This window comes from Corallococcus terminator, assembly GCF_003611635.1.
GTDB classification, from domain to species: Bacteria; Myxococcota; Myxococcia; order Myxococcales; family Myxococcaceae; genus Corallococcus; species Corallococcus terminator.
The window spans coordinates 18,460-39,667 of record NZ_RAVZ01000043.1 but is presented as its reverse complement, the minus strand read 5'-3'; the positions used below and the strand labels follow the sequence as shown (position 1 = coordinate 39,667).

The 21,208-nt window shown below is 71.1% G+C and carries 19 protein-coding genes and 1 pseudogene; 10 read left to right on the top strand and 10 right to left on the bottom strand.

Annotated features, from left to right (window positions below):
• From D7V88_RS09250 to gluQRS, 3 genes and pseudogenes are all read right to left on the bottom strand, one after another.
• A pseudogene (locus D7V88_RS09250) lies at positions 1–190 on the bottom strand (AgmX/PglI C-terminal domain-containing protein); the annotation flags it as partial.
• A gap of 62 nt (positions 191–252) precedes the next feature.
• Positions 253–1,233, bottom strand: coding sequence for a hypothetical protein (locus D7V88_RS09245; protein WP_120540252.1), 981 nt, complete (start codon positions 1,231–1,233; stop codon positions 253–255).
• A 153-nt stretch (positions 1,234–1,386) separates the two neighbouring features.
• Complete coding sequence (gene gluQRS, locus D7V88_RS09240; protein WP_167509830.1) at positions 1,387–2,325, bottom strand: tRNA glutamyl-Q(34) synthetase GluQRS; 939 nt, start codon at positions 2,323–2,325, stop codon at positions 1,387–1,389.
• A gap of 88 nt (positions 2,326–2,413) precedes the next feature.
• On the opposite strand from gluQRS, the gene D7V88_RS09235 reads away from it, so the two are divergent.
• Together D7V88_RS09235 and D7V88_RS09230 are read left to right on the top strand one after the other, a co-directional pair.
• Entirely contained in the window at positions 2,414–3,268 is an 855-nt protein-coding gene (locus tag D7V88_RS09235; RefSeq protein ID WP_120540250.1) for a metallophosphoesterase family protein, read from the top strand.
• 33 nt (positions 3,269–3,301) lie between these two features.
• On the top strand, positions 3,302–4,912 hold the full coding sequence (locus D7V88_RS09230; RefSeq protein WP_120540249.1) for an adenylate/guanylate cyclase domain-containing protein: 1,611 nt from the start codon (positions 3,302–3,304) through the stop codon (positions 4,910–4,912).
• Between the two features lie 51 nt (positions 4,913–4,963).
• On the opposite strand, the gene D7V88_RS09225 is transcribed toward D7V88_RS09230, so the two are convergent.
• Complete coding sequence (locus D7V88_RS09225; protein ID WP_120540248.1) at positions 4,964–5,350, bottom strand: hypothetical protein; 387 nt, start codon at positions 5,348–5,350, stop codon at positions 4,964–4,966.
• A 219-nt stretch (positions 5,351–5,569) separates the two neighbouring features.
• A complete protein-coding gene (gene rlmN, locus D7V88_RS09220; protein ID WP_120540256.1) occupies positions 5,570–6,652 on the bottom strand; it encodes a dual-specificity RNA methyltransferase RlmN in 1,083 nt (360 codons plus the stop codon).
• Positions 6,653–6,830: 178 nt separating this feature from the next.
• Here rlmN and D7V88_RS09215 point away from each other — a divergent pair, with 178 nt between their 5' ends.
• On the top strand, positions 6,831–8,318 hold the full coding sequence (locus D7V88_RS09215) for a glutamate-cysteine ligase family protein (protein WP_120540247.1): 1,488 nt from the start codon (positions 6,831–6,833) through the stop codon (positions 8,316–8,318).
• Between the two features lie 145 nt (positions 8,319–8,463).
• Positions 8,464–9,918, top strand: a complete 1,455-nt coding sequence (locus D7V88_RS09210) for a hypothetical protein (RefSeq protein ID WP_147448668.1) — start codon at positions 8,464–8,466, stop codon at positions 9,916–9,918.
• Between the two features lie 25 nt (positions 9,919–9,943).
• On the opposite strand, the gene D7V88_RS09205 is transcribed toward D7V88_RS09210, so the two are convergent.
• The 3 genes from D7V88_RS09205 to hemG form a co-directional block, all read right to left on the bottom strand.
• Complete coding sequence (locus tag D7V88_RS09205; protein WP_120540245.1) at positions 9,944–10,747, bottom strand: LytR/AlgR family response regulator transcription factor; 804 nt, start codon at positions 10,745–10,747, stop codon at positions 9,944–9,946.
• A complete protein-coding gene (locus D7V88_RS09200) occupies positions 10,744–11,799 on the bottom strand; it encodes a sensor histidine kinase (RefSeq protein ID WP_120540244.1) in 1,056 nt (351 codons plus the stop codon). Before D7V88_RS09200 ends, D7V88_RS09205 begins: the two co-directional genes overlap by 4 nt.
• Positions 11,800–12,083: 284 nt before the next feature.
• On the bottom strand, positions 12,084–13,457 hold the full coding sequence (gene hemG, locus D7V88_RS09195) for a protoporphyrinogen oxidase (protein WP_120540243.1): 1,374 nt from the start codon (positions 13,455–13,457) through the stop codon (positions 12,084–12,086).
• A 100-nt stretch (positions 13,458–13,557) separates the two neighbouring features.
• On the opposite strand from hemG, the gene D7V88_RS09190 reads away from it, so the two are divergent.
• Complete coding sequence (locus D7V88_RS09190; RefSeq protein ID WP_120540242.1) at positions 13,558–14,247, top strand: SDR family oxidoreductase; 690 nt, start codon at positions 13,558–13,560, stop codon at positions 14,245–14,247.
• Positions 14,248–14,258: 11 nt separating this feature from the next.
• Here the strand turns inward: D7V88_RS09190 and pdxH are convergent, their stop codons facing one another.
• On the bottom strand, positions 14,259–14,879 hold the full coding sequence (gene pdxH, locus D7V88_RS09185; RefSeq protein WP_279636008.1) for a pyridoxamine 5'-phosphate oxidase: 621 nt from the start codon (positions 14,877–14,879) through the stop codon (positions 14,259–14,261).
• Between the two features lie 42 nt (positions 14,880–14,921).
• Here pdxH and glgA point away from each other — a divergent pair, with 42 nt between their 5' ends.
• Genes glgA through D7V88_RS09170 form a run of 3 tightly spaced genes read left to right on the top strand, consistent with a single transcriptional unit; the run spans position 14,922 to position 17,803 of the window.
• Positions 14,922–16,355, top strand: coding sequence for a glycogen synthase GlgA (glgA, locus tag D7V88_RS09180; RefSeq protein WP_120540255.1), 1,434 nt, complete (start codon positions 14,922–14,924; stop codon positions 16,353–16,355).
• Between the two features lie 36 nt (positions 16,356–16,391).
• Positions 16,392–17,309 (top strand): serine/threonine protein kinase, encoded by a 918-nt coding sequence (locus D7V88_RS09175; protein ID WP_120540240.1) that lies wholly within the window; start codon positions 16,392–16,394, stop codon positions 17,307–17,309.
• Positions 17,309–17,803, top strand: coding sequence for a hypothetical protein (locus tag D7V88_RS09170; RefSeq protein ID WP_120540239.1), 495 nt, complete (start codon positions 17,309–17,311; stop codon positions 17,801–17,803). The genes D7V88_RS09175 and D7V88_RS09170 overlap by 1 nt, the downstream gene beginning before the upstream one ends.
• Positions 17,804–17,808: 5 nt before the next feature.
• Here the strand turns inward: D7V88_RS09170 and D7V88_RS09165 are convergent, their stop codons facing one another.
• Complete coding sequence (locus tag D7V88_RS09165; RefSeq protein ID WP_120540238.1) at positions 17,809–19,227, bottom strand: hemolysin family protein; 1,419 nt, start codon at positions 19,225–19,227, stop codon at positions 17,809–17,811.
• 55 nt (positions 19,228–19,282) lie between these two features.
• Between D7V88_RS09165 and D7V88_RS09160 the strand changes: the two genes are divergently transcribed.
• Complete coding sequence (locus tag D7V88_RS09160) at positions 19,283–20,080, top strand: hypothetical protein (protein WP_120540237.1); 798 nt, start codon at positions 19,283–19,285, stop codon at positions 20,078–20,080.
• Positions 20,081–20,159: 79 nt separating this feature from the next.
• Positions 20,160–21,179: a hypothetical protein gene (locus D7V88_RS09155; RefSeq protein ID WP_120540236.1), complete on the top strand. Its 1,020-nt coding sequence runs from the start codon at positions 20,160–20,162 to the stop codon at positions 21,177–21,179.
• Positions 21,180–21,208: the final 29 nt, after the last annotated feature.

Here is a 21,208-nt window from a genome sequence, read left to right as displayed (position 1 = left end):
GGACCGGCGCGCGGGGTGAGGCGACCGGGGGCGGCGCCGGCGCGAGGACGTGCGGCTCGGCGTACGGTTCCTCCGGGGCTTCGGCGGGCCGCGTGAGCCAGGACGCCACGAGCGCGCACAGCAGCAGCAGGCCCAGGCTCACGCCGGGGATGACGAGCCAGTGGAGGAGGGTGCGGTGCGAGGGCGCCACCCGCGTGTCATACCCGCCTCACGGGTTCACCGTGAAGCGGGGATGCACGCGAGCGCCCGAGACTACGGGTACACCTCGCGACGCGACGTCGGCGTCGTCGGCGGGGTCGTGGTGGTGGTCGTCGTCGCGACCACGCCCTCCCCGAGGATGCGCTGGCGGCGGCTGACGCCCAGGGTGGCGCCCAGCACCGCGGCGACGAGCCCCAGGAGCAGCCCGGCGAAGAGGCCCCAGAAGACGCGGCCGGACTGGTCCGCGACCTTCAGCGCGCCCTGCTGCACGTCCTGGCCCACCTGACCGGCCTTGGCCTTGGCCTGATCCACCTGCATCTCCACGCGGTTGGCCACGTCCTCGGCGTCCGCGCGCGACAGGTTGGTGTTCTGCGCGATGTTGCTCACCAGCAGCTCTCGGTCCATCCGGCCCTGGCGCACGCCCTCGGTGACGATGTCCTTGGTCGCCGCCTCCAACTGGTTCGCCGTGATGGCGGGCTTGCCCTCCTGTCGCAGCCGCTGGTTCACCGGCGCGAGCGCGTCATTGGCATTCAGGCCGAACGCCTGCGCCGCGTTGCCGCCACCCGTCACGGCGCCCACCGCCGCCGCGCCGCCAGCGCCCACCGCCGCCTTGCCGACGTTGAACACCGCGCCCATCACCGACGACAGCAGCATGCCCAGGACGATGACGCCCGCGAGCGTCGTCAGGCCCCACAGCACCGCGCCGTGCAGCGCGCCTCCCGCCTTGTCCACGATGCCCGCTGTGCGCGCGGCCACCACCCCGCCCACGAAGAGGGCGACGAGCGGCACGATGACGCTCCAGATGCCGGTGAAGATGCCCGCGGATTTCGCGCTGCTCGCGTCGCCGGGATCCACCGACGACAGGCCCAGGGCGAGCCCCAGCGTGTACAGGAGGATCCACACCCCCAGCGCCACGAAGGTGCCCCCGAAGATGGCCCCCCAACTGAGCTTGGAGGCCGTGCCCGGAATGGCCGGGATGCCTCCGGAGCGTTCCCTGATGATTCCGGCGCGTTCGCTTTCGACAATGGTTGCCATTGGTCTGCACCCTCGCTTCCGTGTGTCGCCTGCCGCGGTCGTCACGGCGAGGACGTACGTGTCTGGAATGAAGGTGCGCACCACTTGAACGCTTTCATTTCACTTCTGTACGGCCGCTCCACCCCGGAGGGCGGGGCGGACGGCACGCTTGCATCAGCGCAGCCCTAGCGCATCCAGGAGCTGTGACTCGCGCGCCACCACTGGCGCGTGCGGCAGCACGTTCGGGTCGAAGCGGGCGACCAGCGAGGGCAGGGACACCGGGCTGCCATCGCCCAGGCCACTCCACGCGGCGAGCAGGCCCAGGACGTGCTCGGGAGGCCGGCCGCGCGCGCGCAGCTCCGCCAGCGCGAACGCCCCGTCCCGCTTCGCCAGCCGCTTGCCGTCCTCGCCCATCACCAGCGGCACGTGGAGGAAGTCCGGCGCGGGCAGGCGCAGCGCTTCGTAGAGCTGGAGCTGCCGGGGCGTGGAGGGCAACAGGTCATCGCCCCGGAGGACATGGGTGATGCGGCTGTCCGCGTCGTCCACCACCACCGCGAGCTGGTAGCTGGCCACGCCGTCGTTGCGGCGCACCACGAAGTCCCCCACCAGCGCCTGCACATCCTGGACGTAGGGGCCCATCAGGTCGTCGGTGAAGCGCACCTCGCCGGGACGGGCGCGGAAGCGGTACGCGGGTGCGCGCGTGCGGGAGCGCTCGGAGACCTGCTCCAAGGTGAGGTGCGCGCAGGTGCCCGGGTAGCGCGGGCCTTCGTCGGACAGGCCGTGGGGCGCGCTCGCCGCGCGGGCGATCTCCGCGCGCGTGCAGAAGCACGGGTAGATGAGGCCCTCGCGCTCGAGCTTCGCCTGGGCCTCGCGGTACACGTCGTCGCGGGCGCTCTGCACCAGCGGGGTCTCGTCCCAGTCCAGGCCCAGCCAGCGCAGGTCCGCGTAGAGGTCCTCCAGGAACTGGGGCTTGCAGCGCGCGCGGTCCAGGTCCTCGATGCGCAACAGGAACGCGCCTCCCGCGGCCCGGGCCTGGAGCCAGCCCAGGAGCGCGCTGCGGATGTTGCCCAGGTGCATCCGCCCGGTGGGGCTGGGCGCGAAACGTCCTCTCATCGTGGGCGCGACCATAACTTCCTCCTCCGCGCGACTGGGAGAGAATGCCCCGCCGTCCTCTGGCGTTCCCTTCCGCGTGACCCCGTCCATGCGCTTCCTGCACTGCTCCGACGTCCACATCACCGAGGACTACTTCGCCCTCCCGTTGCACAAGCTGGGCTGGCGGCGCTGGGTGGCCCTCGTCGAGCTGACGGCCGGCGGACGCGCGAAGGCCTACCGCCACGCGCAGCACACGCTCTCCGCCATCGCGCGCGAGGGGCAGGCGCCCGGCGTGGACCACTTCATCCTCTCCGGCGACCTCACCGCCTACGCACTGGAGGGCGAGTTCCGCGCCGCCCGCGCCGCGCTGGGGCCCCTGGTCCAGCAGCCCTCGCGCTGCACCGTCATCCCCGGCAACCACGACGTGTTCACCCCGGGGGCCCACCAGAGCGGCCGCTTCGCCCAGCACTTCGGCCACCTGCTGGAGAGCGACCTGCCCGAATACCGCCGCGAGGGCGCCTTCCCCTTCGTGCGCCTGGTGGGGGAGGGCGCCGCGGTGGTGGGGCTGTGTTCGGCGCGGCCCCTGCCCACGCCCGGACTGTCCTACGGCACCGTCGGCCCCGCGCAGCTCGAAGGGCTGGCGGCCCTGCTGACGGACCCCCGCCTGGACGGGCGCGCCATCCTGGTGGTGGTGCACCACGCGCCGCGCAACGCCTCCGACCACGCGGATGGCTGGCACCACGGGCTGCGCGACGCGGACGCCCTCTTGAAGCTGCTGCCGGGCCCGCGCTTCGCGGTGCTCCATGGCCACATCCACCAGCGCTACCACCACCCGGCCACCCAGGACCGGCCCCACCTGTTCGGGGCGGGGTCCTCCACCCAGGCGGGCCGCGAGGGCTACTGGCTCATCGACGTGGAAGGCGGCGTGGTGGTGGGGGGAACGAAGCACTCGCCGGTCCTGTGACAGGGCCCACGGGCTTCGGTACAAGGGGCCCACATGACCCCCGCGCCCAACGCCCCACCCGCTGAGTTGTCCCTGGAGGAGTACCGCTTCCTGCGCCAGCTCGGGCGTGTCGCGGACGACCTCCTGGAGGAGAGCCTCCGGGAGCGCGAAACGCTCACCCAGTGCTTCCGGCGCTGCTTCCCCGTGCTGCTCCAGCACACCGGCGCGCGCGCCATCGCCCTCACCACGCGCGACGAGGAGCTGGTGGAGCAGACCTGGAGCGAGGGCGACTGGGGCGGCGTCTTCCCGGGCTCGCTGCTCGCGGGGTCCGCGGGCGTGCGCGCCCACGAGGGCCACACGCTCGTCACCCAGACGCTGGACGTGGCGGGCTCCCCGGTGGGCACGATGGGACTGCTCTTCGCGGGTCTGCCCGGCGACGTGGAGACCCGCGCCCGTCAGGTGCGCACGCTGGACGCGCTGGCGGAGGAGCTGGACACGGTGCTGATGCTGGTCCACACCGCGTCGGAGAAGCACCAGGTCATCCTCCAGTGCAACGAGCACCTGGCCAATCCCGTCTTCGAAGCGGGCATGGACCAGGCGGTGCGCACGCTGGCGCAGCGCGTGCGCCTGCCGGGCTTCCTCCTGCTCTACCGCGACGCGGTGCAGCCGCACGTGCTGCACTACCGCACGTACCGCCACGGCCAGTTGGAGTACGAGAGCGGGGAGCAGCCCAGCGCCCCGCTGGAGACGCTGCTGCACCAGCACGGCGCCCGGCTGCTGCACGGCGACGCGGGCGTGCTCAAGCGCCTGTTCGACGGGCGCACCACGGAGGCGGTGCTCATCTCCGCGGGGGCGCGCAGCGAGCCCCTGGGCAAGATCGTCGTCTGGAGCAATGAAGGCTTCTCCGCGTACGCGATGGACCTCATCCGCGTGCTGGCCTCCACGCTCAGCCAGCGCCTGCTGGACTACAACCGCGAGCGCATCCACCTGTCGCAGTTCTTCCCCACGGTGGCCATCGACTCGCTGCTGGAAGACCCCGACTACGCGCGGCACCTGCGGGCGCAGGAGCAGGAGGTGGGCATCCTGTTCGCGGACATCAATGGCTTCACGCGCATCTGCGAGCAGGGCTTCGACAGCCCCCGCAGCATCGGCCGCTTCGTGGACGAGTGGAGCGCGCGCGCCGTGGACTGCATCTGGGCGCACGGGGGCGTGTTCGACAAGATGGTGGGTGACTGCGTCATCGGCCTCTTCGGCCCGCCGTTCTTCCAGACGGACCGGGTGCGCCGCGCGGAGGCCGCCGTGCGCGCCGCGTGCGACATCCAGGCGTTCACCGCGGAGCTGGGCGCGCGCGAGGAGGTTTCAGCCCTGTGTCAGCGGGTGGGGCTGCCGGGGCTGGGCGTGGCGGTGGGCGTGAACCTGGCGACCGCGAACTGCGGCCTCTTCGGTCCCAACCGCAACTACACGGCCTTCTCCAGCGGGATGAACCAGGCCGCGCGGCTCCAGTCCCTGGCGGGCTTCCGCGAAACGCTGGTGATGCAGAGCGTGCACGAGGCGCTGAAGACGTCCCAGGAGCCCTTCGTGCGCAAGCTCCAGTTCGGGGCCCTCACCGAGACGCCGGTGAAGAACGTGGCCCAGCCGCTGCGGCACTACCAGATGTCGCTGTAGGCGAAACGGCAGGCGCGCGAGCGGCGGGGACTGCCTGACCTCCGGTGGAGGTCAGGCCAGCAGGTGCGTGCCCGCGTAGCGGCGCGAGAAGTGGATCCACCGGCGATCATCCACCTCCACCTGCCACTCGCTGTTGGGCGTCAGCGGCAGGCGCTGCTTGAGGAAGCTCTCCAGGTGGTCCGCCGCCTTGATGGGCGTGAGCCCGGGCGCGCGAAACGCGATGTGGAGCGTGACGTCCAGCGACGGCGCGACGTCCACCGACGCGCAGATGCGCAGGGTGCCCACGCGACGCTGGTACTGCATGTCCGACGCAGGCCACGAAGCAGAGCCCTCCGGCTGCGGCGCCGCCTGTTCGAGCCAGTTGTCGGGGATGAGGATGAAGTCGAGCAGATTGCTGCTCGCCTCTTCCACCGTGCCGTGCTCCTGGATGGAAAGCATGCCCACCTCCTCCGGGAAAGCCGTTGGGGTTGCGTGGAAGCCGTCGTGAAGAATGTGCCCACGAGCCAGTGCCATGCAAGGGGCCCTGGAAATGCGCGAAGGCCCACACGTGATGTTGTACGTGGGGGCGGGGCGGACGCTACTGGAGGGGGGTGACATGGCAGGTCGGATGGACGTGCCCGGGTGTGTCGAGCGACCCCGCGTGCTCCGGCGGGTTGCTCAGGACGCGACGGGAAGGGGGCGGCGGGGCTTGCGCTCCACGGCGGCCTTGAGCTGGCCGCAGCCCGCGTCGATGTCGATGCCCCTGCGCTGGCGCACCGTGCTGGGCACCCCATAGGAGGTGAGCACGTCCTGGAACGCGCGCACCGCGTCCGGCACGCTGGGCCCACCGTCATAGCCCACGGTGGGGTTGAGCGGGATGACGTTCACGTGCGCGTCCATCCCGTGCAAGAGCGCGCCCAGGTGGTGCGCGTGTTCGGCGGTGTCGTTGCGGCCGGAGATGAGCGTCCACTCGAAGAAGATGCGCCGCTTGCGCTTCTCCACGTAGTAGCGGCACGCGTCCATCAGTTCATTGAGAGGCCAGCGCCGGCCCGCGGGCACCAGCGCGGCGCGCTCCGCGTCGGTGGCGCCGTGAAGGCTCACCGCGAGTTGCACCGGGCGCGCCTCGTCCGCCAGCCGGATGATGCCGGGCACCACGCCGACGGTGGACAGGGTGATGAAGCGCGGCGCCAGCGCGAGCCCCTTGGGGTCCACGAGGATGTCCATCGCGGCCATCGTGTTGTCGTAGTTGTGCAGGGGCTCGCCCATGCCCATCAGCACGATGTTGCGCAGCGTCTCTCCCTGCGCCTTGAGGATGCGCGTGACGTGGAGCACCTGGCCCACCACTTCGCCCGGCGTCAGGTGGCGCGACAGGCCCATCTGTCCGGTGGCGCAGAAGACGCAGCCCATGGCGCACCCGGCCTGCGTGCTCACGCACACGGTGGCGCGGCCCTTGAAACGCATCAGCACCGTTTCGATGGTCTGCCCGTCGTGCAGGCGCAACAGCAGCTTGTGGGTGAGGCCGTCGCTGCTGAAGCTCTCGTGGTGCGTGGCCAGGTGGCCCAGCCGCGCGCGCTCCTGGAGCACGGCCTGGAGGTCCGGGCGCAGGCCCGTCACGTCGCCCAGGGCCATCACCCCGTCGCGGTACAGCCCCGTCCACACGCGCTCGCGGTACTGGGGGCTGAAGCCCCAGCCGGCCAACTGCGCGTCCAGCGCGGGGCGCGGCAGGTCGTAGAGGTTGGGGGCGGTGGGGGCGTCCGACATGACGAAGCCGAGATAACACACCCGTGCCCTCGCGCACCCGGGCTCGGGCTTCGAACCGGCTCGGAGGGCGACCAGGGGAGCGTGTGGGCCCTGGCGAACGCTTCCGGGGACGGTGCGGCGTCCAGCGGGTGACACCTCGCGTGCCAGCGCGGCGCGTCGTGCCAATCGTGGAAGGTCTATGGGACTCGCCATCCAGCAGGAGGAGTTCACGCCGAAGGAGCACGAGCGGTTCGTGCAGCGGCTCGCGGAGAGCCTGGAGGCCCTGCGGGCACTGCTGCGCCGCCCCGGTTTCGGCGTGGGGCCCACGACGATGGGCGCGGAACTGGAGGTGTACCTGGTGGACCGCGCGGGCTACCCGCTGCCGGTGAACCAGTTGGTGCTGGCCCAGTCGAAGGACGAACGGCTCACGCTGGAGATCAACCGCTTCAACATGGAGATGAACGTGCGGCCGTCGCTGCTGGCGGGGCGGCCGTTCACCGCGCTGCGGGCGGAGTTCGAGGACGTGCTGAAGGAGCTGGGGCGCGCGGCGGCGACGCAGGGCGCGCGCGTGGCGGCCATCGGCATCCTGCCCACGCTCCGGCAGGCGGACCTGGGCAAGGGGGCGCTCACGCAGCAGGCCCGCTACCGGGCCCTGAACGCGGCCATCCGCAAGCGGCGCAACGGCCCCTTCCAGGTGGCCATCGCGGGCGATGACACGCTCAACCTCTCCTGGGACGACGTGACGTTGGAGGGGGCGAACACGTCGCTCCAGTTCCACCTGCGCGTGGCGCCGGAGGACTTCGCGCACGTGTACAACGCCGCGCAACTGGCCACGGCGCCGGTGCTGGCGGCGTCGGGCAATTCGCCGCTGTTCCTGGGCAAGCGCCTCTGGGAGGAGACGCGCGTGGCGCTCTTCCAGCAGGCCACCGACGACCGGGGCGAGGCCGGGGATGACGTGGCCCACCTGCACCCGCGCGTGACGTTCGGCCACGGCTGGGTGCGCGAGGGCGTGCACGAGCTGTTCTCCGAGGCCGTGGCGCTCTATCCGCCGCTGTTGCCGGTGGTGGGCGACGAGTCCCCGTTGGAGGTCGTCGCGGCGGGGGGCGTGCCGGGGCTGGCGGAGCTGCGGCTGCACCAGAGCACCGTCTGGTCGTGGAACCGGGCCATCTATGATCCGCACGGGGACGGACACGTGCGCATCGAACTGCGAGCGCTGCCCGCGGGCCCGACCCTGGTGGACATGGTGGCCAACGGGGCGTTCCTGCTGGGCCTGACGCTGGGGCTGGCGGAGCGGGTGGACGCGCTCTTGCCGGCGCTGCCCTTCTGGCAGGCGCGGCGCAACTTCAAGCAGGCGGCGCAAAAGGGCCTGGACGCGGTGATGCTGTGGCCGGCGGAGGTCGCGCCCAGCCCCCGGCCGGTGCCGGTGGTGGACCTGGTGAAGCAGCTCCTGCCGGTGGCGCGGCGCGGCCTGACGGAGCACGGGGTGGACCCGGAAGAGGCGGACGCGATGCTGGACATCATCGCGCAGCGGGTGGCCCTGCGGCGCACCGGGTCGCGCTGGCAGCGGGAGGTGCTGGCGAAGCTGGAGGCCCACATGCCCCGGCCGGACGCGATGGCCGCCCTGTTGGAGCGCTACCTCCAGCACGCGGAGGAGGGGCTGCCGGTGCACACGTGGCCCGTGGACTGAGCGGCGGCCGGGGCTGGAGGAGCCAGGGCTGACCCGGGGGGCCCTTGTCGGGACCGGGGCGTCGCGGTGAATATGGCACTCATCCTGGTCGTCAGCCCGCGTGCCACACGCCACGCGCTGAAGGGTGCCGTTCGTGATCGCCTCCGTGTCCCCGTCCCTCCGCTCCGGCCTGCGCCGGAAGTTCTTCCTCGTGCCGCTGCTCGTGTTGGCGAGCACGGTGACCGCGTGCTCCACCGTCCGGAGCAGGGCGAACGACCTGGCGGAGAAGGGCCGCTTCGTCGAGGCGGCCGAGCTGTACGTGAAGGTCGTCGAGGATTCGCCCAGTGACCCGTCGCTGCGCTCCTCGCTGGATGACCTGCGCTGGCGCGGCCTGTCCCAACTGCTCTCCTGGTCGCGGCAGGCCCGGGTGGAGGGGCGAGACGAGGACGCGGAGCAGAACCTGGAGCAGTTCCTCGCCTACAAGGTGAAGTGGAACTCCAAGCTGGACGGCGGCATGGAGAGCTCGCTGCTGGAGGAGATGGCGGGCACGCACCAGCACCTGCGCCAGCTCATCGTCGAACAGGCGAAGCGGGGCCACGCGCTGACGGCGGAGTCGCACCTGAACCGCAAGCGCGCGCTGCTGGCCCACGCGGAGATGTCACCCATCCGGCGGGACATGGAGGAGGCGGTGCAGCAGGGCGGCGCGGCGACGTGCGCCCGGCTGAAGCAGGCGCCCTCGGTGGGCACCGCGCACTGGGCGGAGCTGGTGTCGCGCTACTGCCGGCACTATCAGCAGGACGCGCCCCGGGCGCCGCTGTTCCCGGAGGCGCTGGGCGTGCCCGTGTTCCAGGTGTCCGTGGATGGCATCAGCAACGACGTCGTCAAATACCTGATGGCGCGGATGTCGGGCGCGTTCGAAGCCTCGCCCTGGTATTCGGAGGCCTCCACGCGCCGCGTGCCGCTCATGCTGGAGGGCAGCTTCAGCGAGGACCGCAGCAGCCAGCCGGTGTCGCTGACGGCGCCGTGGACGGAGCAGGTGCCGTACACCGACCACGAGGACCGCACCGCGACGGCGGAGGTGCCGTACTCGGTGGAGGAGGCGTACGAGGAGCAGGGGGTGATGAAGAAGCGGCTCGTCACCCAGAAGAAGACGGTGGAGTACAAGACGACGGTGGAGGTGACGAAGTACCGCGAGGTGCCGCGCGCCTTCGAGTACCGGGCGCTGCTCCGGGAGGTGGAGTACCACTTCGCGGTGGTGGCCCAGGCGGTGCTCCAGGAACAGCACGCACCCCTGGCGGTGAAGGCGGAGAAGACGCTGACCGCGTCTGGCTACGACCACAACATCACCTTCGACCCGGGCAACGTGAGGCCGCAGAAGTTCGCGCAGCCCAGCAAGGACGGGTGGCTGGACGGCGAACTCCAGGGCTACGAGCAGACCTTCTTCCGCACGCTCCTGGCGCGCTGGCAGGACTCCTTCTGCTCCGCGCCCGCACTGACCCGCGAGGAGGCGGCCCGCTGCGCCCGCGGTGGCGCGGAACTCCCGGGGCCCGCGAGGCAGGCGCTGGTGGACACGCTGGGCGACGACGCCGGGCAGGTGCACCAGTTGTTCGTCTGGAACTGACGAGGAAGGCGGGGCGGGGGCGTGCTCAGCCCTCGTCCTCCGCGCCCTTGCGCAGGCCCAGCATGCGGCGCAGCTCGCGCGCGGACTGGCGGCTCACCTCCACCGAGTGCCCCCGCGCCGTGCGCGCCAGGTAGCCGCCCGTCTCCAGCGGCTCCAGCCGCGTCACGTGCGACAGGTTGAGCAGCGCGCGCCGATGCACGCGGTGGAAGTGCTCGGCGGGCAGCTTGTCCGCCAACTCGTTGAGGGTGAAGTCGGTGAGGAAGTCCCCCTGCGTGGTGAACACCGTGACCAGCTCATCCTCCAGCGACGCGTGGGAGATGGCGTCCGGTGACACCAGCACCAGCCCCTGACGCGTGGGGATGGGCAGCCGTGCGAAGGCGGGCCCCATTCCTCCGGAGGCCGGCGGCGGCGGAACAGTGACGTTCTTCGCCCGAGCGGCCGGAACAGCGGGCTGCGCGAGAACCGGCTGCCGGGCCCGGGCGCGCTCCAGCGCCTTCTGCAACCGCGCCGCCTCCACGGGCTTGAGTACGTAGTCCACCGCGCCGTGCTCGAAGGCGTTCACCGCGTGCTCCGCGTGCGCGGTGCAGAAGATGACGTGCGGCCCTCCTGCCGGCAGCAGGGCCATCGCATCCAGGCCGCTCAGGCCCGGCATGTGGATGTCCAGCAGCACCACGTCCACGCCGCCCGCGCGCACCGCGGCGAGCACCGAGTCCCCATCCACCGCTTCGCCGCACACGTTCACATCCGGCAGCGCGGCCAACAGGCGGGACAGTCGCTTGCGGGCCAGCAGTTCGTCATCGGCGATGAGGACGCGCAGGGGCTCTCTCACGTGAGGACTCCAGGTTGGGGGCCCCTGCGGGGCAGGGTGACGGTGACACGGGTGCGCCCGTCCGCGCTCTCCAGCGCCAGCAAGGCCTGTCCGCCATACGCGAGTGCCAGCCGGCGCTCCACGGTGGGCAATCCCACGCTGCCCTCGCGCGGCCCCTTGGAGGCGCCGGGGTTGTCGATGGACACCACCACCCCTCCGTCGCGGGCCGCTACGTCCACGCGCATCGAGCCCCGGTGCCCGGACGCGGGCCCGTGCTTCACCGCGTTCTCCGCGAGGGGCAGCAAGAGCAGCGGCGGCACGGGCACGTCGCCCAGCCCTTCGGCCACCGTCATGTGGAGCTGGAACAGGTCCGGGTCGCGCAACAGGTGCAGGTCGAACAGCGTGCGCATCAACTCCAGCTCCTGGGACAGCGGCCAGGTGACGCTGCGCACGCCCGCGAGCACCGAGCGCAGCATCGTGGACAGCCGCAGCACGGCGGCCTCCGCGACGGCGCCGTCCTCGCGGCACCACTCCGCGATGGCGTTGAGCGTGTTGAAGAGGAAGTGCGGATCCAGGTGGCTGCGGATGGCCAGCAGTTGTGCCTGCTCGGCCTCCCAGGCGAAGCGGGTGGCACGCGCTCGCTCGCGCAGCAGCGTCTCCTCGAAGCCGATGTCCCGCCCCAGGCCCCAGCCGGCCACGAGGAACAGGCCGCCGCAGATGGCCAGGTTGTACGGCTCCGACAGGAACGTGGGCTGCATCTGGGTGACGCGGGGCAGGGCGTAGCCCACGGACAGCACCACGCCGCAGCCCACTGCCCCGTAGAGCAGCAGGCGGATGCCGCCATGGCTCAGGTCCAGCCCTTCAGGGAACAGCACCCGGTAGGACACGGGCGCGACGGCGACGCACAGCAGGCACAGGAGCAGGCCCAGCCAGAACGCATGGGGGTCCAGGCTCCAGCGCACCTGGGCCGCCAGCAGCGGCAGCGACACCAGGACGATGGGAACCAGCCGCCACGGCGCGACGAGGGCGCGCAGCGTGGCGCGAACGATGGAGCCTTCCGGCGTCTCCGACATGCTCCAGCGGAAGGCTACACCGTCCGGCGTCCTAGTGCCGGGGGACGGGCGCCGGGACCAGGTCCAGGGCGAGCGTCCTGGCGAGGACTGCCGGGAAGAAGAGGACGGAGAGCACGAACAGGAGCGGCGAGCGCAGTGAGAACATGGGGGGTTTCTCCAGTGTCCATGAAACATGCCCACGCACTCTGTCCGCGCCCCAGGGGCCCCGGGGGGAGGGTTGCACCCGGCCGTCGAGGAATCGAGGTGAGCGGTCGCTCCCGGGCCCCCGGCCGCTCCTTGCGCCGCTACCCCAGCGCATCCGCCAGCCGGGTCGCCTCCCGGATGCAGTCGTTGACGCCCACGCCCCGGTACGCGTTGCCGGTGAGGTGCAGGCCGGGCCAGCGCTTCAGTCCGGTGTCCAGGGCCTCCACCCGCCCCAGGTGGCCCACCGTGTACTGGGGGATGCCGCGCGGCCAGCGGACGGCCTGCGTCAGCTCCGGCGTCGCGGTGAGGCCCGTCATCGCCTTCAACTCTTCGCGCGCCAGCGCCACCAGTGCGTCCTCGTCCCGCGCGACGACCTCCGGCTTGCGCGTGCCGCCCATCAGGCACGTGAGCAGCACCCGCCCGCCCTCCGCGCGGAAGGGGAAGGTGGTGGAGACATGGATGGTGCCCAGCACCGCCTTGCCCTCCACCGCCGGCACCAGGAACCCGAACCCGTCCGGCTTCGCCGTCGCCCCCGGCGCGAAGCCCAGGTGCACCACGGCGATGGGCGCGTACCCGATGCCCTCCAGTGTCCCCGCCAGGGGCGCGTCCAGCGGACGCAGCAGGTCGGCCGCCACGTGCGCGGGCACCGCCAGCACGACCTGGGACGCGAGCAACTCCACGGGTTGTCCTCGCTCCCGCACCTGGACCTTCCACCCGTCCGCCGTCCGCGTGAGGCCCTCCACCTTCGCGTCGGTGCGCACCGTGTCGCCCAGCGACGCCGCCAGCGCGTCCACCAGCACGCCCAGCCCCTTGTCGAAGGTACTCAAGAGCCCGGTGGGCTTCGACCTGGGGCCGCCTTCTTGCGCTGGAGCCTGGGCCTTGCGCGCCGCGCGCTGGGAGCGGATGGCGCCCAGGATGAGGCTTCGGTGGTCCCGCTCGAACTTCACGAGCTGCGGGAAGGTGGCCTCCGCGCTGAGCTTCTCCGGGTCGCCCGCGTAGATGCCCGTCTGGAACGCGTCCAGCAGCACCGTCGTCGCCTCGCGGCCCAGGTGACGCCGGCCCAACTGCGCCAGTGTTTCATCCACGCCCGTGGGGCCACGGCCGCTGAACAGCTCCGCCAGCACCCGCAGGCGCGCGGACAGGGAAATCACGTCGGATTTCAGGAACGCGGGCGGTGATGACGGCACCTTTCGGAGCGCACCGCGAGTGAAGATGTAGCGGTTTTTTGCCGCTGCATCCGCCGGACGGATGCGTGTTTCAAGACCCAGGGTCTCCGTCAGTGAACGGGTGGTGGGCTCCCGGTCCAGGAAACTGTTGGGTCCGGCTTCCAGGAGGTAGTCCCCCTCTGTGCGGGTCTGCACGTTTCCGCCCACGCGCGACGAGGACTCCAGCAGCACGGCAGCCGTGCCGCGCGACCGCAATCTGTGAGCCAGGACCAGTCCTGAAAGCCCCCCGCCGATGACCGCGACCGTCATGTCGTCCTACCCCTGCTGTCGTGAGGTGAGCACCCACGGGCGCCTTAGTGCGAAGGGAGGTGCTTTGCCAAGGAGCGCTACCCCGCGCGTTAATACAGGTATGCGCTACGTGATCACGGGAGCCAGCCGCGGAATCGGTTTCGAGTTCGTGCAGCAACTGCTGCGGCGAGGAGAGACTGTCGACGCGGGCGTGCGCGCCCCGGAGATGGCACGTCGACTGGAGCCGCTGCTGCACGAGGCAGGCAATCGCTTGCGGATCCACTCGCTGGAGGTCACCAGCGCGGACAGCGTGCGCGCCTTCGCGGCGAATGTCTGCCGCGAGCCGGTGGACGTGCTCATCAACAACGCGGGCGTGTCGGGACAGTGGGTGGGGTTGCACGAGCTGGACTTCGAGGACCTGGAGCGCACGATCGCGGTGAACGCGCTCGGGCCGCTGCGGATCACCTCCTCGCTGCTGCCCGCGCTGCGCCAGGGTATCGGCCGCAAGGTGGCGCACGTGACGTCGCGGATGGGCTCGCTCTCCAGCAACACGGAAGGAGGCGCGTACGCCTACCGCATGTCCAAGGCCGCGCTGAACATGGGCGTGCGCTCCATGGCCAACGACCTGCGTCGGGACGGGCTGTCGTGCGTGCTGCTGCATCCGGGTTGGGTGCAGACGGACATGGGCGGCCAGGACGCGCCGCTGCCGGCGGACGACTCGGTGCGCGGGATGCTCCGGGTCATCGACGGCGTCTCGATGGAGCACTCCGGCCGCTTCTTCGACTACGAGGGCGCGGAGATCCCCTGGTAGTGCGTCCCCGCTCAGGGGAACAACATCTGCGTCTTCCAGCCTTCGCCGTCGCGCAGGTACACGTTGCGCTCGTGCAGGCGGCTGGGGCGGGCGTGCCAGAACTCGATGCGCTCCGGCACCACGCGGAAGCCGCTCCAGTGCGGGGGGCGCTCCACCGGCTTGCCCTGGAACCGGGCCTCCACCTCCGCCACGCGCGCATCCAGCAGCTCGCGGTTCGGCAGCTCCTCACTCTGGAGGCTGGCCCACGCGCCAATCTGGCTGCCCCGCGCCCGGCTCTGGAAGTACGCGTCCGCCTCCGCGTCCGTCACCTGCTCCACCCGACCCTCGATGCGCACCTGCTGCTCCAGGGGCTGCCAGTGGAAGCAGAGCGCGGCGTGCGGGTGCGCGGTGAGCTGGCGGCCCTTGCGGCTGTGGAAGTTGGTGAAGAAGACGAAGCCCCGCGCATCGAAGTCCTTGAGCAGCACCACGCGGGCGCTCGGGCGGCCCTCGTTGTCCACCGACGCCACCACCATGGCGTTGGGGTCCACGGGGATGGCCTGTTTTGCCTGGGCGAAGAGTTCGGCGAAGCGCTGGATGGGGTCGGGCGGGATTGTCACGCGCCGCACCATAGGAAACCCCACCTCGGGGCGCACGTTCGCGGTTGACTCCCTGTCTGGACCCGCGATCGTGTGTTCATGAAGATTCTCTTCATCGCCTCGGAGGTCACCCCCTTCTCGAAGACGGGGGGGCTGGGCGACGTCGCAGGGGCCCTGCCCACGGCGCTGGCCGCGCTGGGGCACGACGTGAAGATCGTCACGCCCCGCTACCAGGACGTGCGCAACACCGGCCACCTGGAGCCCACCGGCCAGTCCCTGGTGCTGCGCTTCCCCTTCGGTGAGGCGGGGGGCCCCGTCCTGTCCGCGCGCCTCTCCGAACGCCTGGAGGTGCTCTTCCTGGAGAACGAGGCCTTCTTCGGCGGACGCAAGGGGCTCTACGGCGATGGGGGCGGGGAGTTCCCGGACAACCCCCGCCGCTTCGCCTACCTGTGCATCGGGGCGCTCCAGGCCGCGCAGCGGCTGCGTTTCTTCCCGGACATCATCCACCTGCACGACTGGCAGACGGGCCTGGTCCCGGTGGCGCTGCGCCGGGGCTTCCAGGGCACGCCGCTCGCCCGCGCGAAGTGCGTCTTCACCATCCACAACCTCGCCTACCAGGGGCACTTCCCCAAGGGGACGATGGAGGACCTGGGGCTGCCCTGGGACCTGTTCACCCCGGACGGCGTGGAGTTCTACGACCAGGTGAACTTCCTCAAGTCGGGGCTCGTCTTCTCCGAGGCGCTCACCACCGTGTCGCCCACGTACGCGCGTGAAATCCAGACGGCGGAGCAGGGCTACGGGCTGGATGGCCTCTTGCGGCGGCGCTCGCACGCGCTCACCGGCATCCTCAACGGCATCGACGCGCACGAGTGGAACCCCCGCACGGACTCCTACCTGCCGGAGCGCTACGGGCCGGACGACCTGGGCGGGAAGGCCGCCTGCAAGCGCGCCCTCCTGGAGCGCTTCGGGCTGTCCGGGGACACCGGGGCGCCGGTGTTCGGCATCGTGAGCCGGCTGGCGTGGCAGAAGGGCGTGGACCTGCTCCTGGAGACGCTGCCCGCGGCGCTCCAGGCGGACCTGCGCTTCGTGGCGGTGGGCAACGGCGATCCGGTCCTGGAGGCGGGCCTGCTCGCGTTGCAGGCGAGATTCCCGAAGCAGGTGGGGGTGCACATCGGGTTCGACCCGGAATTGTCACATCTGGTGGAGGCGGGGTCGGACTTCTTCCTGATGCCCAGCCGCTACGAGCCGTGCGGCCTGAACCAGATGTATTCACTGCGTTACGGAACGGTGCCCATCGTCCGGGCCACGGGCGGGCTGGTGGACACGGTGGAGGGGGGGCTGGACGGCAACGGAATCCTCTTCGAGTCCTTCCACCGCTCGGCGCTCCTGGCCGCCATCCGCCGGGCGCTGGCCCTCTACGCGGATCCCGTGCGCCTGGGCGACTTCCGGGGTCGGGGGATGGGCAAGGACTTCTCCTGGGCGGCGTCCGCCCGGAAGTACGAGTCCCTCTTCGCCTCCCTGGTAGCGGAATAGTGGGGTCCGCTCCGGAACCGGGATAGTGTTACCGCCGTGGCGGAAGCTCCGGACCTGGGTGGCTATGAAGTGGTCGGCCGGCTGGCGGTCGGCGGCATGGCGGAGGTGTATCAAGCACGCGCGCGCGAGACGACGCAGCGCTCCCCGGGCGAGCCCGAGGAAGTCGTCATCAAGCGGCTGCACCCGTCCTTCCGCAACGACCCCGCGTATGTGAAGGCCTTCGTCGACGAGGCGAAGCTCACGGTGCGCCTGCGCAACGCGCACATCGTGCGGACCTTCCGGCTGTTCCGCGCCGGGCCCGACTACCTGATGGTGCAGGAACTCGTGAGTGGCCGGACGCTCGGCTACATGCAGGAGCTGCTGATCAAAGCGGGCGCCGCGATGCCGCCGGAGTCCGCCTGCTACATCGCGTGGTGCGTGCTCAAGGCGCTGGACTACATCCACCGCGCCAAGGTGGGGGAGAACGGCTCCACCATCGTCCACCGCGACGTGAACCCCGCCAACGTGCTCCTGGGCATCCAGGGCGACGTGAAGCTCACCGACTTCGGCGTGGCGGAAGTGGAAGGGATGATGCGCGGCGAGTCCGGCGCGCTGCGCGGCACGCTGCCGTACATGAGCCCGGAGCAGGTGCTGGGCCAGGCGGTGGACGCGCGCACGGACCTGTACGCGGTGGGCGTGATGCTCTGGGAGCTGTGGGGCGGCCGTCGCCTGTTCACCGGCGAGAACGAAGCGCAGCTCATGCACCAGGTGCGGGATGCGCGCGTGCCGCTGTTGTCCACGGTGTCGCCGGACCTGCCGGACTACGCGGCGCAGGTGGCGCGCAAGGCGCTGTTCGCGGACCGGGCGCGTCGGTTTCAGTCCGCGGCGGAGTTCATCAAGGCGCTGGAGGTGCTGTCGCGCCGCGCGGGCTGGCCCCTGACGGTGGAGGCGCTGCAGCCTCTCTTGGGCGGCTGATGCGCTCGCGCCGGGCGGTGCTCGGGCTGGTGCTGGGAAGTGCCGTCATCGGATCCGCCTGTCTGGGCGTGGTGCCCTTCCAGCCGCGCGCCTACGACGAGGCGGTGCGGGTGGAGGCGGTGGACCTGACCTTCACGCGCGAGGGCACCGGGACGCTTACGCTGAAGCTGAAGGTGAAGAACCCCTCCTCCGACGCGGCCTCACTCACCCGAGCGGACATCGACCTGCGGGTGGATGGCCAGCGGATGATCACCGGCGAGCAGGTGATGGTCGTGCCGCTGGATGGCCAGAGCGAAGTCCCGCTGGAGCTGAGCTTCCCGCTGGCCGTCCCCCGTTCGGCGGCCCGTCCGGAGCCCACGTCCCACGCGGTGCGGGTGGAGGGGGGCGTGGTGCTGCGCTTCGGAGGCTCCGAGCGGAGAGCCCCCTTCCGGGATGCGCGCGTGCTGGGCATCGCGTGGATGCCGGGCGGAGCGGCGGCCCCGACGGGGCCCTGATTCGCTCAGCTCTTCGCTTCGGGTGAGGAGCCGGAGTCCGGAGGCGGCTCGTTCTCGGCGCGGCGCGCGGCGTCCCGGGCTTCTTCCTTCACGGAAGGCGAGGACGCGCCGTCGCGGGGCGTGCCTTCGGGCAGGCCGGGCACGGTGCTCTTGAGGCGGCTCATGCGCACGCGGTCGATGCGGGCGCCTTCCTTGGTGGCCACGACGAACTGCCAGCCGTTGTAGGTGAAGCGCTCGCCCACGTCGGGCAGGTGGCCCGCGAGCGACGACAGATAGCCGCCGAGCGTGTCGAAGTCGCCCTCGGGAAGGGGGAAGCCGAAGAGCTTGGTGAACTGGTCCACCTCCATCGCGGCGTCCACCAGGGAGCTGCCGTCGGCCATCTTCTCGACGAGCTTCTCCTCCACCTCGAACTCGTCGCCGATGTCGCCCACGATTTCGCGGAGGATGTCCTCCAGCGTGACGACGCCCATGAAGCCGCCGTACTCGTCGACGACCATGGCCATGTGGATCTTCCGCTTCTGCATGTCCCGGAGCAGGTCGCCCACGGGCTTCATCCACGGCACGAAGTGGGCGGGGCGGATGACGTCCTGGAGGACGATGAGCTCCGGGTGCTGGAGCAGCGGGATGAGGTCGCGCGCGTGCAGCACGCCGACGATGTGGTCCACATCGTCGTGGTACACCGGGATGCGCGAGTGGTTCTCCTCCGCCAGGATGCGCAGCACCTCGTCCGGCGGCGTGGTGACGTCCACGGAGATGACGTCCGTGCGGTTGACCATCACGTCGCGGCAGCGCTTGTCGGACAGCTCGAAGATGGAGCGGATGAGCTGGGGCGCGCTCTTGTCCACCTCGTTGCGGGCGGCCTGGGCGGCGAGCAGCTTCTCCAACTCCTCCAAGGGAGGAGGCGGCGGCTCGAAGCGCAGGGTGCGGCCGAAGGTGCGCGCGCCCAGGTTGAGCAGGCCCAGCATGATGCGCATGGGCGGGTAGAGCAGCAGCACCAGCACGGACACCAGCGACGCGAGCCGCAGCGCCCAGCGCTCCGGGTTGCCGTTGGCGAGGCCGCGCATGGTGACTTCCATGAGGCTCGCGAGCACGCCCACGAAGAGGGCGCCCGCGCACACGGTGGCGACGGGCACCCAGGCGGCCTCGCCGTAGCGGCTGAAGTCCAGCATGCGCGGGGGGACGAAGGCGCCGATGGCGGCGGCCAGGAAGCCGCTGAGCACCATGCCCAGGCGCAGGGCCGTGGCGGTGGCTTCACGCTCCGTCTTGTGACGGAGCACGCGGCGGGCGGCGGAGGTCTTGCTCTCCTCGGCGAGTTCCTGGGCGCGCAGGTCCGAGGTCCCATAGAGGGCGGACTCCGCGGCGGCGACCAGGGACCTCGTGAAACAGAGGGCCAGGCAGGCGACCCAGAGGGTCCAGGTAGGCATAGGGCGACGTTCTTATCCCGTGCTAGACGGGCATACCACCCTGGCGGGAGGCACCATGCGGGGACGTCGGATGTACGTCATTGGCGGACTGCTGGGCCTGCTGGCCCCCGCCGCGGCGCTGGCCTGGCCGGTGGACCAGGCCCTGACGCTGGAGCCGGGCAAGGAGACCTTCCAGAAGCTGGCCGCCGTGGACTGGGCGGAGGTGGAGGACCCTTCCGTGGTGTCGGCGGAGGCGCTGTCGGGCAGTGGTGAGCTGCTGCTGACGGCCCACAAGCCCGGCGTCACGCAGATGCTGTTGTACGCGGAGGGGCGCTTCGCCGTGTGGCGTCTGGCGGTGGGCCCCACCGAGTTGGAGAACTTCGCGCCCCAGTTGGCGGCGGCGAAGAAGGCGTGTCCGGACCTGAAGGCGACGCAGGGCGTGGACAAGTCGCTGACGGCCACGGTGAAGGACGGCGCGTGCCGCAAGGCGCTGCGCGAGCTGCTGCGCACGGAAGCGTATCTGGCGCGGGAGCTGGACGTGACGTTCGACATGCCGCAGCTCCAGGCGCAGTTGGAGGAGTTCACCGCGGGGATGCCACCCGGACTGGCGGTGCGCTACAGCGGCGCGGGGTTGGTGCTGACGGGCAAGACGGACCGGGCCGGGCACCACAAGGCGCTGTGGGAGTTGTTCCGCCGCGCGGTGGGACGCGTTCCGCTGGAGGACCGGGCGGAGGTGGAGGCGCCCCCGAAGCCGGAGTCCCCGCCGGAGGAGGACGCCGTGGACCCGACGGTGTCGGACGTGCCCGCGCCGGACGCGGGGCCGCCGCCCGTGAAGGTCAAGCCGAAGGCCGTCCCGGGCAAGAAGCAGCGCTGAGGGCAGGGCGCTTCACGTGAGGCGGGACGTGCTCCGCCGGGCGTCCGCTTGCGGTATGACTTCCGGCGGAGGTCCGACGATGACGGGTAGAGCGATGCGCGCGGTGCTCACGTGGGGACTGGTGCTGGCGGTGTGGCCCATGGCCGCGCGGGCCCAGGTGGATGCGGACAACGGCGACGCGGTCGTGGTGGACATGCCGGAGCCGGACCGGGGCTGCCCGGCGAAGCCGGAGTTCATGCCGATGACGCCCATGGCGCTGGTGGGAATCGAGCGGCTGGGCTGGCTGGTGCACCAGGCCATCATCCCCTCCGGCAAGGACAAGTTCTTCCAGGCGGGGGCGCGCAGCCGCTCCGGGGTGAAGCCGGTGCCGGCGGAGATGGCGCGCAAGCTGGGGGCGCCCGACACGAAGGTGCCGCTCTGGGTGTTCGGCAAGGAGAACTCGAAGGCGTGCAAGGCGACGCCCACCGCGTGGTGGGCGGTGCGGATGGGCACGGACGAGGACCGGCAGACGTACCTGATGGCGGAGGTGGCGGTGGAGTGTGAGCTGCTGCCGCCCGGAAGGCTGTCGGGCACGCCCATCGCGGTGCGACAGAAGGACGAGCCCACGGGGTGCAGGCTGCGCCGGCCCAATCGCAGTCAGACGGGCAAGGATTCGGATGGCCTCCCGCCGGACTACGCGGAGCACATCCCGCCGCAGGACTGCGCGGCCCCGGAGTGCGCGCGGTTGTGGGAGTACTTCGGCGTGACGGGTGGCGAGGACTCGGCGGGGGCGTTTGATTTGACGGTGTCCTATCTGCACCGCAATGGCAGCAACCCCTGCAACTGGGCCACGGATGACCTGTCCAAGTTGTTCGTCCGGCACGCGGAGAGCACGTCGTTGCAGGAGTTGAAGCCGGGAGGTGTGCTGTTCGGAGGCCTCTGGGACTTCAACGGCCTGCGCTACATCCTGAGCCGGCAGATGGGCGTGTTCTACGCGTACGACTACCAGCAACTGAAGGCGCCGAGGCCGAAGATGACGCCCAAGTCCGTGCGCTACGGCAGCCCCACGGAAGAGGACCTCATCCACGCGAAGCGCAGCCTGTCTCCCTGCAAGAAGTAGCCGGGCAGGGCTCCGAGGCCTCCAGCGCG